General features: G+C 70.4%; 15 protein-coding genes, 7 tRNA genes and 1 riboswitch. Of the genes, 6 read left to right on the forward strand and 16 right to left on the reverse strand.

What is annotated here, in order from left to right:
• Positions 1 to 12: 12 nt before the first annotated feature.
• The 16 genes from HGG74_RS16080 to HGG74_RS16150 all read right to left on the reverse strand — a co-directional run bounded on the left by HGG74_RS16080 (position 13) and on the right by HGG74_RS16150 (position 11,642).
• On the reverse strand, positions 13 to 453 hold the full coding sequence (locus HGG74_RS16080; RefSeq protein WP_168487975.1) for a pyrimidine dimer DNA glycosylase/endonuclease V: 441 nt from the start codon (positions 451 to 453) through the stop codon (positions 13 to 15).
• Between the two features lie 53 nt (positions 454 to 506).
• Entirely contained in the window at positions 507 to 1,277 is a 771-nt protein-coding gene (gene hisF / locus HGG74_RS16085) for an imidazole glycerol phosphate synthase subunit HisF (RefSeq protein ID WP_168487977.1), read from the reverse strand.
• A gap of 13 nt (positions 1,278 to 1,290) precedes the next feature.
• The gene (gene hisG / locus HGG74_RS16090; protein WP_168487979.1) at positions 1,291 to 2,133 is read right to left on the reverse strand and encodes an ATP phosphoribosyltransferase; all 843 of its coding nucleotides are present in this window, start codon (positions 2,131 to 2,133) and stop codon (positions 1,291 to 1,293) included.
• A 116-nt stretch (positions 2,134 to 2,249) separates the two neighbouring features.
• Positions 2,250 to 2,513, reverse strand: a complete 264-nt coding sequence (locus HGG74_RS16095; RefSeq protein ID WP_168487981.1) for a phosphoribosyl-ATP diphosphatase — start codon at positions 2,511 to 2,513, stop codon at positions 2,250 to 2,252.
• A 146-nt stretch (positions 2,514 to 2,659) separates the two neighbouring features.
• A complete protein-coding gene (ribH, locus tag HGG74_RS16100) occupies positions 2,660 to 3,142 on the reverse strand; it encodes a 6,7-dimethyl-8-ribityllumazine synthase (protein WP_168487983.1) in 483 nt (160 codons plus the stop codon).
• A gap of 31 nt (positions 3,143 to 3,173) precedes the next feature.
• Positions 3,174 to 3,857 carry a GTP cyclohydrolase II gene (gene ribA / locus HGG74_RS16105; protein WP_168487985.1) on the reverse strand — a complete coding sequence of 228 codons (684 nt, stop codon included), beginning with the start codon at positions 3,855 to 3,857 and terminating at the stop codon, positions 3,174 to 3,176.
• The gene (ribB, locus tag HGG74_RS16110; protein WP_168487987.1) at positions 3,854 to 4,525 is read right to left on the reverse strand and encodes a 3,4-dihydroxy-2-butanone-4-phosphate synthase; all 672 of its coding nucleotides are present in this window, start codon (positions 4,523 to 4,525) and stop codon (positions 3,854 to 3,856) included. The genes ribA and ribB overlap by 4 nt, the downstream gene beginning before the upstream one ends.
• Positions 4,522 to 5,175 carry a riboflavin synthase gene (locus HGG74_RS16115; RefSeq protein WP_168487989.1) on the reverse strand — a complete coding sequence of 218 codons (654 nt, stop codon included), beginning with the start codon at positions 5,173 to 5,175 and terminating at the stop codon, positions 4,522 to 4,524. The genes ribB and HGG74_RS16115 overlap by 4 nt, the downstream gene beginning before the upstream one ends.
• A 2-nt stretch (positions 5,176 to 5,177) precedes the next feature.
• Positions 5,178 to 6,278: a bifunctional diaminohydroxyphosphoribosylaminopyrimidine deaminase/5-amino-6-(5-phosphoribosylamino)uracil reductase RibD gene (gene ribD, locus HGG74_RS16120; protein WP_312856870.1), complete on the reverse strand. Its 1,101-nt coding sequence runs from the start codon at positions 6,276 to 6,278 to the stop codon at positions 5,178 to 5,180.
• Entirely contained in the window at positions 6,275 to 6,409 is a 135-nt protein-coding gene (locus HGG74_RS21995; RefSeq protein ID WP_281356158.1) for a hypothetical protein, read from the reverse strand. Before HGG74_RS21995 ends, ribD begins: the two co-directional genes overlap by 4 nt.
• Before the next feature lie 107 nt (positions 6,410 to 6,516).
• Positions 6,517 to 6,662: riboswitch (FMN riboswitch) on the reverse strand.
• Positions 6,663 to 6,799: 137 nt separating this feature from the next.
• Positions 6,800 to 7,456, reverse strand: coding sequence for a ribulose-phosphate 3-epimerase (gene rpe, locus HGG74_RS16125; RefSeq protein WP_168487993.1), 657 nt, complete (start codon positions 7,454 to 7,456; stop codon positions 6,800 to 6,802).
• 11 nt (positions 7,457 to 7,467) lie between these two features.
• Positions 7,468 to 9,030, reverse strand: coding sequence for an RsmB/NOP family class I SAM-dependent RNA methyltransferase (locus tag HGG74_RS16130; protein ID WP_168487995.1), 1,563 nt, complete (start codon positions 9,028 to 9,030; stop codon positions 7,468 to 7,470).
• Positions 9,027 to 9,947 (reverse strand): methionyl-tRNA formyltransferase, encoded by a 921-nt coding sequence (gene fmt, locus HGG74_RS16135; RefSeq protein WP_168487997.1) that lies wholly within the window; start codon positions 9,945 to 9,947, stop codon positions 9,027 to 9,029. The genes HGG74_RS16130 and fmt overlap by 4 nt, the downstream gene beginning before the upstream one ends.
• 14 nt (positions 9,948 to 9,961) lie before the next feature.
• On the reverse strand, positions 9,962 to 10,537 hold the full coding sequence (gene def, locus HGG74_RS16140) for a peptide deformylase (protein ID WP_168487999.1): 576 nt from the start codon (positions 10,535 to 10,537) through the stop codon (positions 9,962 to 9,964).
• A 72-nt stretch (positions 10,538 to 10,609) separates the two neighbouring features.
• A complete protein-coding gene (locus HGG74_RS16145) occupies positions 10,610 to 11,473 on the reverse strand; it encodes a PD-(D/E)XK nuclease family protein (RefSeq protein ID WP_168488001.1) in 864 nt (287 codons plus the stop codon).
• Between the two features lie 97 nt (positions 11,474 to 11,570).
• A tRNA-Val gene (locus HGG74_RS16150) sits at positions 11,571 to 11,642 on the reverse strand.
• Positions 11,643 to 11,936: 294 nt separating this feature from the next.
• Between HGG74_RS16150 and HGG74_RS16155 the strand changes: the two genes are divergently transcribed.
• From HGG74_RS16155 to HGG74_RS16180, 6 genes are all read left to right on the forward strand, one after another.
• Positions 11,937 to 12,010: transfer RNA gene (locus HGG74_RS16155), tRNA-Gly, on the forward strand.
• 53 nt (positions 12,011 to 12,063) lie between these two features.
• A tRNA-Cys gene (locus tag HGG74_RS16160) sits at positions 12,064 to 12,134 on the forward strand.
• A 74-nt stretch (positions 12,135 to 12,208) separates the two neighbouring features.
• Positions 12,209 to 12,280: transfer RNA gene (locus HGG74_RS16165), tRNA-Val, on the forward strand.
• Between the two features lie 25 nt (positions 12,281 to 12,305).
• Positions 12,306 to 12,382: transfer RNA gene (locus HGG74_RS16170), tRNA-Gly, on the forward strand.
• Between the two features lie 51 nt (positions 12,383 to 12,433).
• Positions 12,434 to 12,505: transfer RNA gene (locus HGG74_RS16175), tRNA-Val, on the forward strand.
• 25 nt (positions 12,506 to 12,530) lie between these two features.
• Positions 12,531 to 12,604: transfer RNA gene (locus HGG74_RS16180), tRNA-Gly, on the forward strand.
• Positions 12,605 to 12,612: the final 8 nt, after the last annotated feature.

Here is a 12,612-nt window from a genome sequence, read left to right on the forward strand (position 1 = left end):
GGGTCGACCGCGCTAGGACTTTCCCGGGCGCTCCCATACGGCGACCGGCCCCTCGACCAGCGTGAACAGCGGATGCGGATCGGGCCGCAGGACCTCCGCCCAGCGGGTTGCGATATCCGGACTGCGCACTTCGAGCTTGCGCATCAAGTGGTTCCACTCGTAGTCCAACTGCCCGATTTCCAGCGACAGCAGCACCGGCCGGGGCGGCAGGTGGAGGACCTTGCTGCGGTCGAACCGGTAGCCGCGCGAGCCAGCCTCATCCGCAATGCTCAAAAGGTACGCGCCGACAGCCTGCAGCGGGGACGGCTGGGAGCGGAAGCGCGCCAACTGCGGATGCATGGTGTATCCGCGGGTGGCCCCATTGAGCACGGCCTGCGCCAGCAGCGCTTCGCGCCAACAGGCGGTCAGCGCCTGCCGGTCCAGGTAACGGGGATGGACGGACCACAATCTCACGAAAATCAACCTTAGCGCGGCGCCGGCGGACAAGCGTTCCTTCCGGCCCGGATTCAGCGGACAGGGAAACCGGCGTCCTGGATGGCCTTCTTGACCTGGGCGATCGCGTCGTCCGGGCCGAAGTGGAACACCGAGGCCGCCAACACTGCGTCAGCACCGGCCGCCACCGCCGGCGGGAAGTGCTCGGGCTTGCCGGCACCGCCCGAGGCAATCAGCGGCACCTTCACCGCGGCGCGCACCGCGGCGATCATCTCCAGGTCGAAACCGTCCTTGGTGCCGTCGGCGTCGATGGAGTTGAGCAGGATTTCGCCCACCCCGCGGTCGGCTGCCTCCCGGGCCCAGGCGACGGCGTCGATTCCGGTGCCCTTGCGTCCGCCGTGGGTGGTCACCTCGAAGCCGGAGGGAACGCCAGCCCCGGGCGCCCGGCGGGCGTCCAGCGACAGCACCAGCACCTGGGAGCCGAAGTGCCGGGTGATCTCGTCAATCACTTCCGGGCGGGCCACCGCGGCGGTGTTGATGGCTGCCTTGTCCGCGCCGTAGCGCAGCAGCTTGTCCACGTCCGCCACCTCGCGCACGCCGCCGCCGACGGTCAGCGGAATGAAGACTTCCTCCGCGGTGCGCGCCACCACGTCGAAGGTGGTTTCGCGGTTGCCCGAGGACGCGGTCACGTCCAGGAAGGTCAGCTCGTCGGCGCCGGCGCGGTCGTAGCGGTGGGCCAGCTCCACCGGATCCCCGGCATCGCGCAGGCCCTCGAAGTTGATACCCTTGACCACCCGGCCGGCGTCGACGTCCAGGCAGGGAATGACTCGGATTGCAACGCTCATTATTGACTCCCGGCTAGATGCGGCAGGCGTGGATGGAGCTGACCAGGATGGCGCGGGCGCCCAGTTCGTAGAGCTCGTCCATGATGCGGTTGGTCTGGTTGCGCTTGACCATGGACCGCACGGCAACCCAGTCGGTGTCCCGCAGCGGGGACACGGTGGGGGATTCCAGGCCGGGGGTCAGGGCGGCGGCCTCCTCGACCAGTTCCTTGCGCACGTCGTAGTCCATCATCACGTACTCGCGGGCCACGATCACCCCGCGCAGCCGGCGGATCAGCACGTCCAGGCCAGCGGCAGCCTCACCTGGGCGTCCGATCAGCACCGCCTCGGACTTCAGGATCGGCTCGCCGAAGATCTCCATCCCGGCGGCCTTGAGCGTGTTGCCGGTTTCCACGACGTCGGCGATGGCGTCGGCCACGCCCAGGCGCACGGAGGATTCCACTGCCCCATCCAGCCGGACCACCTTGGCTTCGACGCCGCGGTCGGCCAGGTAGGAGCGCAGCAGTCCGTCGTAGCTGGTTGCGAGCCGCCGACCATGCAGCTGCGTGACATCGGTGAACTCGCCGACGGGCCCGGCGAAGCGGAAGGTGGAGCCCCCGAAGCCCAGGGTCAGCAGCTCCTCGGCTTCGACCTGGGCGTCCAGGAACAGGTCGCGCCCGGTAATGCCCACGTCCAGGGTGCCGGTGCCCACGTAGACGGCAATGTCGCGCGGGCGCAGGTAGAAGAATTCAATGTCGTTGTCCGGATCCACCATCACCAGTTCGCGGCTGTCGCGGCGCTGGCGGTAGCCGGCCTCGGAGAGCATGCCGGAGGCGGCTTCGGACAGGGAACCTTTGTTGGGAACTGCTACGCGGAGCATGTCAGGACTTTCTGCTTCAAGGATCGGCCGGTTCGCGGCCGGGGGCCGGGGACTGGGCTGAGGCGGAACACCGCCCGTCCATCCGGCAATGCCGGTGGAGCGGGGGCAGCGTACCGCTAAAGATGCTTGTAGACGTCTTCCAGGTTCAGGCCCTTGGCCAGCATCAGCACCTGCAAATGGTAGAGCAGCTGGGAAATTTCCTCGGCCGCGGCCTCGTCGGACTCGTATTCCGCCGCCATCCAGACCTCGGCGGCCTCCTCGACTACCTTCTTTCCGATGCCGTGGATGCCCGAGTCCAGCTCGGCAACGGTACGGGAGCCGGCGGGGCGCTGCTGCGCTTTCTCGCTCAGCTCGGCAAAGAGGGTATCGAAGGATTTCACGCTCTCAAGGTTACGTCAGCCCACCGCCGCCGCCACAAACGCCGCCCGGCTATGTGACGAACACCTCCCCGGCCGAAAATCAGCCGCTCCCGAAGCGTGGAGTGGGGCGTGAGGGCCCCACTCCACGCTTCGGGAGCGCCCCCATCTCAGACGCCGAGGCCGCGGAGGGTGGCGGCGGTCGCCAGAGCGGCGCTGACCGCTTCGTGGCCCTTGTCCTCGGAAGAGCCTTCCAGGCCGGCGCGGTCCAGGCCCTGCTGCTCCGTGTCGCAGGTGAGCACGCCGAAGCCGACGGGCTTGCCGGTGGCCACGCTGACGCTGGTCAGCCCGCTGGTGGCGGCGTCGCAGACGTACTCGAAGTGCGGGGTGCCCCCGCGGATGACGACGCCGAGGGCCACCACGGCGTCGTAGTGCGGTGCCAGCCGGGCCGCCGCGACCGGCAGCTCGAAGGCCCCGGGAACCCGGACCAGCGCCGGCTCGGCGATGCCGGCCTCGGCGGCCGCGCGCAGGGCGCCGGCCACCAGGCCGTCCATGATCTGCGTGTGCCAGCTGGCGGCGACGATCGCCAGCTTCAGCTCGCCGCCGGTCTTCACGGAAGAAATGTCGATGGCAGGTGCGCCCTGACCGCTCATAGATGATGTCCTTACTGTCGTGGGTGTGGTGTCAGCTTTGCTGGACCGGGTTGTCCTCAAGCAGGGACAGCCGGTGGTCCATGCGGTCCCGCTTGGTCTGCAGGTAGCGCCGGTTGTGCTCGCGTGAGGGCACTTCGGAGGAGACCATTTCCGCGACCGTGATGCCCAGGTCCTCCAGCTTGTCGCGCTTGGCCGGGTTGTTGCTCAGCAGCCGGACGGACTGCATGCCCATCGCCTGCAGGATGGCCGCGGCGGCCCGGTAGTCCCGCGCGTCCACCGGCAGGCCCAGCTGTTCGTTGGCCTCCACCGTGTCCGCCCCGGCTTCCTGCAGGGCATAGGCCCGCATCTTGTTGGCCAGCCCGATCCCCCGGCCCTCCTGGCCGCGCAGGTAGAGCACAGTGCCGCCTTGCTCGGCGATGAGCGAGAGCGCCTGGTCCAGCTGTTCGCCGCAGTCGCAGCGGTAGGAGCCGAACACGTCCCCGGTCAGGCACTCCGAGTGCAGGCGCACCAGCGGAGCCTCGGACGCCGGCACCGGCGAGCTGATGCTCAGGTGCTCCACGCTCGTGGCCGCGTCCGTCCACGCCCGGACGGTGAAGACGCCGAAGGCGGTCGGCAGCTGGACCGCGGGCCCGCCGGAGACAGGCTCGGGAAGAACCACGGCGGCTCCTGCCGGCTGCCGGCCGTCCCCGGTCCCGCCGGTGAAGACGCCGCTCATGACGGCCGCTCCGAGGCAGCGCCGATGCCCGCCGGCTCGGCGGCGGACAGGTAGCCGGCGAGGTTTTCGATGGAGACCAGCGGGAGGCCGAACTCGTCGGCGAAGGCCCGCAGGGCCGGCAGGCGCATCATGTCGCCGTCGTCGTGGACCAGCTCGGCGATGACGCCCACCGGAGCCCGCCCGCCCAGCCGGCACAGGTCCACCGCGGCCTCGGTATGCCCTCGGCGCTCCAGCACGCCGCCGTCGACCGCGCGCAGCGGGAACATGTGTCCGGGACGGGTCAGGTCCGCGGCGGTGCAGTCGGGGGAGGCCAACAGCGCGGCAGTCAGCGCGCGGTCCGCGGCGCTGATGCCGGTAGTCACACCGGCGGTGGCATCGCAGGAGACCGTGTAGGCGGTGCCCTTGGCGTCCTGGTTGACCTCCACCATCGGCGGCAGGCCGAGTTCGTCCGCGCGCGATCCGGGCATCGGAATGCAGACCACCCCGGAGGTGTGGCGGATGGTCCAGCCCATCAGGGACGGGGTGGCCGCGTCCGCGGCGAAGATGATGTCGCCCTCGTTCTCGCGGTCCTCGTCATCGACCACCACCACGGGGCGGCCGGCGGCGATGGCCGAGATGGCCAGTTCGATCGCGTCCAGCCGGATGGCCGGTTCGACGGCGGCGCTCACCGGGCACCCCCTGCGGCAGCAGTGGTGCCGGCGGGGACCGCGAACGCGAGCAGGCGCTCGGCGTACTTGGCCAGCACGTCCACCTCCAGGTTCACCGGGTCCCCGGGCTGCTTGCTCCCGAGACCGGTTTCGGCCAGCGTCGTCGGGATCAAACCAACCTCGAACCAGGCCTGCCCGGCGGCACCGGCCGGGCTGACCGCCGTCACGGTCAGGGAAACCCCGTCCACGGCGATGGAGCCCTTTTCGGCGATGTACCTGGCCAGGGGCTGCGGGACCGCGAAGCGCAGCCGCTCCCATTCCCCCTTGTCCTCGCGCTCGAGCAGGCTGCCAACGCCGTCGACATGCCCCTGCACCACGTGCCCGTCCAGCCGGCCCCCGGCCGGAACGCAGCGCTCGAGGTTCACCTTCATGCCCGCGGCCAGCCCGCCCGTCGTCGTGCGGGCCAGGGTCTCCCCCATCACGTCCACGCTCACCTGGCCGCCGCCGATGGACACCGCCGTCAGGCAGACGCCGTTGACGGCAATCGAGCCGCCCAGCTCCAGGTCCTTGCCGGTGGCCGGAGCGCTGAAGGTCAGCACCGCCGAATCCGTTTCAGGGCGCAGCACGAGCGATTCCACCCTGCCGCGTTCGGTGATAATTCCGGTAAACATCCTCATGGCCTTTCGTTGTGCCGGGCAAGCGGCAGGGGTTCAAGGGTCAGGCGCAGATCCGCGCCCAGGGTTCTGGCCGGGGCAACGGGGTCCCAGCGCCAGCGGGAGGCATCGGCAAGGGTGGAAATGCCCAGGTCGCCGGTGGACCGGATCCCGGTCCCCAGCATCAGCGGCGCCAGGTACAGCACCAGTTCGTCCACCAGGTCCGCGGCGAGGAAGGCTCCGGCGACGGTGGCCCCGCCTTCGATCATCACGTGGCCGGCGCCGCGGGCGGCCAGCTCGCCGAGGACGGCCGCCGGATCGTGGCCGGCCAGCTGCAGGAACTTCCCGTCGCGGCCGCGCACTGCCGCGGAGGCGGGGACCTCGCGCCGGCCTACCACCACACGCAGCGGCTGGCGTTCCAGCTCGCGTCCGTCCGCGTCCCGGGCGGTCAGGCGCGGGTCGTCCGCCAGCACGGTGCCGGTGCCTGCGACGATGGCGTCCACGCGGGCGCGGATGCCGTGGCTGTCCTGCCTGGCCGCCGCCCCGGTGATCCACTGGCTGGTCCCGTCCGCGGCGGCAATCAGTCCGTCCAGGGTCTGCGCGATATGCAGCGTGGTGAACGGCCGGTCTTCGGCCTTGGCCCTGAACCAGCGCTGGTTCAGCTCAAGTGCCGGGCCGGACAACAGGCCGGCGCGCACGGCCACGCCGGCGTCGAGCAGGTAGCGGGCGCCGCCGGCGGCCTCGGCCGTCGGGTCCGCGGCCGCGTAGACGATAGCGCCGACCCCGGCTTCGGCGATGGCCGCCGCGCAGGGGCCCGTGCGGCCGTGATGGCTGCAGGGTTCCAAGGTGACCACCATGGTGCAGGCGGACAGATTGGGCAGGGAGCCGCCGGACTTCTCCCTCAGCACCGCCAGCGCGTCGATTTCGGCATGGGCGGTGCCGGCGCCGCGGTGGTAGCCCACGCTGAGGACCGTGCCGTCAGGGGCCAGGATGGCGGCGCCCACCAGCGGGTTGGCACCGCGCGGACCCTGCCCTGCTGCATCCAGCGCAGCCTGCATGGCCCGGGTTTCCGCCGGGGAAAAAACCTGGGCGGACGCAGCGGGCGCCACCGGCGCGCTCACTGCGCGGCCCCGTCACGGCCCGAAAGCCCGGCAGGACCGGAAAAGAAGGAATTGCGGCCCGGCGCCTCGTCCGGCAGCAGGGCGCTGCCGGCGGGAACCCGGGCATCTAAGAGCCACCGCAGAAGATCCATGTCGTCCCCTTTCAAAGCCGCGGCGGCTCCGGGGTAACGACAGTGCGGGGCGGGAAGGAATCCGGCCCGCGCCTGTGGCGCAGCCGGTGCGCCTTCGCAGACCGCCTGTACGTGCTTCTCCCATCCAGACTGTAACTGTCGGTACCGGAATTCCACCGGCTCAGCCGCAGCCTCCGGCCCCTTCGGGACTTTTGGCAACGGGTCGCGGACTATCACCGCCGGTTCGGACTTTCACCGACCCCGGAGCACGTTTGTACGTTGCCATTGTTCCATATCCGGCCGGGCGCACGTCACATCGGTGTCATCCGGTGTAACAGATCCCGTGCGTCCACGGTGCCGGATGACGCCCTTTCCCGCCGCGACGGGCCTTGCCCGGCGAGTTGATGCGGATCAGCGGGACGCGGCCGAGCGGAGCCTGGCGATCGCCGCGTTCGGATCCTCCGCCCCGTACACGGCCGAGCCGGCCACGAACACGGTCGCTCCTGCCTCGGCGGCACGGACGATGGTCTCCTCGGTGATTCCGCCGTCGACCTGGATGGCCACGGGCAGTCCTGACCCTGCCACAGCGGAGGCCGCCCGGCGGATCTTCGGCAGCGCCACGTCCAGGAACGCCTGTCCGCCGAAACCCGGCTCCACCGTCATGATCAGCAGCAGGTCCATTTCCGGCAGCAGGTCCAGGTAGGGTTCGACGGCGGTGGCCGGCCGCAGTGCCATGCCCGCCTTGGCGCCGCGGGCGCGCAGCTCGCGGGCCAGCCGCACCGGTGCCGCCGCGGCCTCGACATGGAAGGTCACCGAGGCCACGCCGGCATCGGCATAGGCAGGGGCCCAGCGGTCCGGATCGGCAATCATCAGGTGCGCATCCAGCGGAACCGGGCTGACTTTCTGGATCCTGGACACCACCGGCAGCCCGATGGTCAGGTTCGGGACGAAGTGGTTGTCCATCACGTCCACATGGACTGCGTCGGCCGTGTCGATCCGGCGCAGCTCGGTCTCAAGGTTGACGAAGTCAGCGGAGAGGATACTGGGGTTGATGCAGCACTGTGCCATCGGAGAAGGGCCTACTTTCGCCTGAGAAGTGCCATGAACATTGCGTCCGTGCCGTGCAGGTGCGGCCAGAGCTGGGCAGTGGTACCGCCGCTGCCGGGTCCGGGCTGGCCCGCCTGCAGCCCGCCGGACAGGCTGGCGGCCTCCAGCGCGGCCGCCGAATCCAGCAGCTCCAGGTCCGGGCGGCGGCGCAGCATGTCCGCGACGACGGCGGTGGTTTCCGCCGGGTGCGGCGAACAGGTCACATAGGCGACGATGCCCCCGGGCCGGACCGCGTCCACCGCGGATTCGAGCAGCTGCCGCTGCAGCGGACCGAGCTGCACCAGGTCCGAAGGCTGCCGCCGCCAGCGCGATTCCGGGCGCCGCCGCAGGGCGCCCAGCCCGGTGCAGGGCACGTCCACGAGCACCCGGTCGAAGCCACCAGGCTCCAGCCGGCCCAGGTCCCGGCCGTCCCCGGTGCGCACCTCCCACACCTTCCGATCCACCGGCGCCAGGGCCTTGCGGACCAGTTCGGCGCGGTGCTCCGCCGGCTCGTTCGCCAGCAGCGTGGCTCCGGAGCCGGCCGCCAGCGCGCCCAGCAGGGCGGCCTTGCCCCCGGGGCCGGCGCACAGGTCCAGCCAGCGCTCGGGCCTTTGGCCGTCCGGGCCTGCGTCCAGCGGCACTGCCGCGACGGCGCGGGCGATCAGCTGCGAGCCGGCATCCTGGACCCGCACGGTTCCGGCCCGGATGCCGGCCAGCCGGCCAACGTCGCCGCCGGCATACAGCGCCGAGTCCTCGACCAGCCGGCCCGGTTCCGCGCCGGCGTCGAACGCCTCGTCCAGGCTGCCCAGGCCGGGCAGGGCCACCAGGTTCACCACCGGGGCGGCATTGTCCGCCGCCAGCAGTTCCTCCAGCTCGTCCACGTTGCGGCCGTGCCCGGCCAGCGACTGGCGCATGGCCCGGACAATCCATTCGGGATGGCTGTGCACGATGGCCGCCCGTTTGGCCGGATCGGTTTCGGCCTCGGTCAGTTCGGCGGTCCAGGCGTCCAGGTCCTTGGCGCTGACCCGGCGCAGCACGGCATTGACCAGCGAGCCCGGTCCGGCACCGATGACCGCCCGGGCCAGGCCGACCGTCTGGTCCAGGGCGGCATGCGCCGGCACCCGCATGGCCAGCAGCTGGTGGGCTCCCAAGCGAAGGGCGTCGAGGATGGCCGGGTCCAGCTGCTCCAGCGGCCGGTCCACGCAGCGGGCCAGGATGGCATCATAGATGCCCTGCCCGCGCAGGGCACCGTAGGCCAGCTCGGTGGCGAACCCGGCGTCCCGGCGGTCCAGCCGGTGCTGCCGGATCCGGGCCGGCAGCACGAGGTTCGCATAGGCGTCGTCCCGCTCCACCGCGCGCAGCACCTCGAAGGCGGCCAGCCGGGCCGGATCCGCCAACCGGGTCCGCTGCGACGGCGCGGTCTTGGAAAACTGCCGGGTGCCGCCGCGGTTGCGCTCGCGCCCGGCCTCGTCACGCCGGCGGTGGGACTGCTGTCCGCGGCCGCCGTGCTGGTCTCCGCTGCCGCCGTGCCGGCGTGGTCTGTCCTGGCCGTTCACTCGAAGTGCACATCCTCGCGTTGTCCCAGGCCGCGGGCCCAATCCGCCGCGGCCATCATCTTCTTGCCGGCAGGCTGCACCTGCCCAAGTTCGACGGCGCAGGAACCGGAGCCGACCAGCACCCCGTCCTTGCCCGCCAGCACCTGCCCGGGAGCCAGATCCCGGCGGTCCTGCCGCAGCTGCACGGGGCCAAGCTTGAAGCGCTGGCCCTCGAGCATCGTCCAGGCGCCGGGTTCGGGGGTGACGCCGTTGATCCGCCGCCGGATGGCCAGGGCCGGCTGGTCCCAGCTGATCCGGCCGTCGGCCAGCGTCAGCTTCGGGGCCAGCGACACATCTCCGGACTGCGGCACCGCCACGGCCTTGCCGGCGGCGATGGCGGAAAGTGTCTGCGCCAGCAGCACGGCGCCGCTGTGCGAGAGCCGCTCCAGCAGGTCTCCGCTGGTGTCTTCGGGCCGGACGGCTTCGGTGAGCGTCCCGTAGACCGGGCCGGTGTCCAGGCCCGGCTCCAGCAGGAACGTGCTGGCCCCGGTCAGCTCGTCCCCGTGGATCACGCTGTGCTGCACGGGCGCGGCGCCGCGCCAGGCCGGCAGCAGGGAAAAATGCAGGTTGACCCAGCCGTACCGGGGAATTTCCAGGGCTGCCGGCGGCACGAGTCCGCCGTAGGCCACGATCGCGGCGACATCAGGCCGGGCCGCGGCAATCGCTGCTGTGGCCGCGGCGTCGATCCGGTTGGCACGGATCACCGGCAGGCCCAGTTCCTCGGCACGGGCGGCCACCGGGGAAGGAGTCAGGATGCGCTTTCGGCCCACCGGTGCGTCGTCGCGGGTCAGGACGGCAACGACGTCGAAGCCGGCCTCCAGCAGCCGCTCCAGCGACGGCACGGCCACGGCCGGGGTGCCGGCGAACAGTACCCGCATCGGGCGGTCCCCGGTCACGCCCGGGACTGCCCGAAGGAACCGGTGCCGAAGCCCGAACCCACACTGGCGGCGCGCTGGGCAGCGGTATCCTCCGCCACCGTGTTGTAGGCGGCGTTGCGGATGGCCCGCAGCGCCTTCTTCCGGTCCTCGCCGGTCAGCCGGTCCGTGTACAGGATGCCGTCCAGATGGTCCGTCTCGTGCTGCAGGCAGCGCGCCAGCATGCCCTCGCCCTCGACCACCACCTCGTTGCCGTGGATGTCCACGCCGGTGGCACGGGCCCAGCGGCGGCGCCGGACCGGGAAGCCGAGTCCGGGGATGGACAGGCAGCCTTCCACCTGGTCGGACTGGAAATCCTCGCTGGTCTCCAGCACGGGATTGATGATGTGCCCGCGGCGCCCGTCGATCCGGAAAGTGAAGACGCGCAGGCTGGCGCCGACCTGCGGAGCAGCCAGGCCCGCGCCGTCAACGTCCTCCATCGTCTGGTCCATGTCCTCGACCAGCTTGGCCAGGTCCGGACCGAAATCCGTGACCGGCTCCGCCTTCGTCCTCAGGACCGGGTCTCCGATGATCCGGATGCTCAGGATCGTCATTGAAAATGCTTCCTCACTGTTGGTGCTGGCTCCCCACCCACCAGCCTAGCGTTCGCTGCCTGCCCGCGGCGCTCAGGCCTGCTGCATGGACGGGCGGACCACCGGAGGGCCGATCGGCAGCAGGGCGCGTCCGGCCTCGGCCGCCTGCAGCTGCACTTCCCAGACCCGGCGCAGGGCACAGAACTTGTACCAGTGGTAGCGCAGCACCTCGGGGTTGGCCTGCATGGGCCGCACCTCCGTTTCGCCGACCGCCACCCCGAGCAGGATCGGGTCGGTGCCGTACGCCCAGGGCTCCCAGCTCCCGGCCTCCGCGTCCACCAGGGATTCCTGCGCCTTCATGCCCGCCACGAGCTGCATGACGACCTTGTCGTCCATGGCCTTGACCTGGCCGTTGCGGTCCGTGCCCTTGGTCTTGAAGTCGATCAGGCAGAGCCGGCCGCCGATTTTGGCCACCAGGTCCAGCGTCCCGGCATAACCCACCTCGTGGTTCCAGACGGTGATTTCGGGAGCCACCGGCTCCACTCCGTACAGCTGCCACCATTCGTCGAAACGCATGGCGAAGGCTTCTTCGCCACAGGCCCTGAGCTCCTCCCGGGCCTCCCCCAGCCGGTGCGGCCTGCCGAGGGCGCGCAGGGCCACCTGCTCGGCGTAGGCATGCACCCGGTCCCCGCGCTCCGCGGCGGCGTCGCGGTAGCGGTCGGCCGCCTTGGATGCCTCCTTGGCCAGGCCGCGGAGCAGCGCCGGGTTTGCGGCCGCTTCGGCCAGGCCTGGATCGCGCGCCAGCGAAGTGGCCGCCATGTGGCCGGCCCAGCCGCTCATGTCCGAGGGCGCCTGGGCGATCACGGTGGTGATGGACGGCACCGTGGGCAGGGCATCGAGGGAGCGCGAGTACATCCGCCCGTTTTCCGTCTGGTGGGCAAGTGCCGGAGAAGTCATAGCAAAATCATGTCAGACGCCAGGGACAGCCGGACTGCTGCCGGCGGCCCCGGACGCAGGAAGGCCCCCGCTGTACGGCGGGGGCCTTCCTTCCGGGTGGGCGATACTGGGTTCGAACCAGTGACCTCTTCGGTGTGAACGAAGCGCGCTACCACTGCGCCAATCGCCCGGACTCTGCCGCACCCCGTGGGGAACGACCTAGAAAACATTAGCAAGACAGTTCCGCCCATGCAAAACGGCTGCCGGCCTGCCGCGAACTTCCGGAGAACCCACCGGACTTCTCGTGCGGCAAACGGCCCGAATTACACCGTTGTCATCCCCTCGCGGCCCGGAAACACGGGCAGAAACAGTCGGATTGGACGAAAGGCCGCATCGTCGGCTAGAGTTTTTACTCGTTGGAAACGCAGGAACGCTCCTGGCGGATGGCAGAACGCCCCGCCGGCCGGATCTGCGGGTACCACATGCGGACGTAGCTCAGCTGGCTAGAGCACCACCTTGCCAAGGTGGATGTCGCGGGTTCGAATCCCGTCGTCCGCTCGCAGATCACTGTAAGAGCCGGCGCAGCCGGCCGGTCCTGGAGTCCAGGCCACGGTGGGGTGGCCGAGAGGCGAGGCAGCGGCCTGCAAAGCCGTATACGCGGGTTCGAATCCCGTCCCCACCTCGTTTGCAGTACCGCGGTTCTCCTTCGGATTTCCAAGGAGCTGGTCTGCAAGTGATGTACATTGTGAAGGCAATGGGCGATTGGCGCAGCGGTAGCGCGCTTCCCTGACACGGAAGAGGTCACTGGTTCGATCCCAGTATCGCCCACTGGAACAGCGCACCGCTGTTCCGCGCGGACGTAGCTCAGCTGGCTAGAGCACCACCTTGCCAAGGTGGATGTCGCGGGTTCGAATCCCGTCGTCCGCTCCAGTTCCGGGTCTTCCCGGAATTCTGCAGCGGCACCGCGCTTGGTGCCGGGGCGGGCGATTGGCGCAGCGGTAGCGCGCTTCCCTGACACGGAAGAGGTCACGGGTTCGATCCCAGTATCGCCCACTGGAACAGCGCACCGCTGTTCCGCGCGGACGTAGCTCAGCTGGCTAGAGCACCACCTTGCCAAGGTGGATGTCGCGGGTTCGAATCCCGTCGTCCGCTCCGAAGTG

Source organism: Arthrobacter mobilis, from assembly GCF_012395835.1.
GTDB classification, from domain to species: Bacteria; Actinomycetota; Actinomycetes; order Actinomycetales; family Micrococcaceae; genus Crystallibacter; species Crystallibacter mobilis.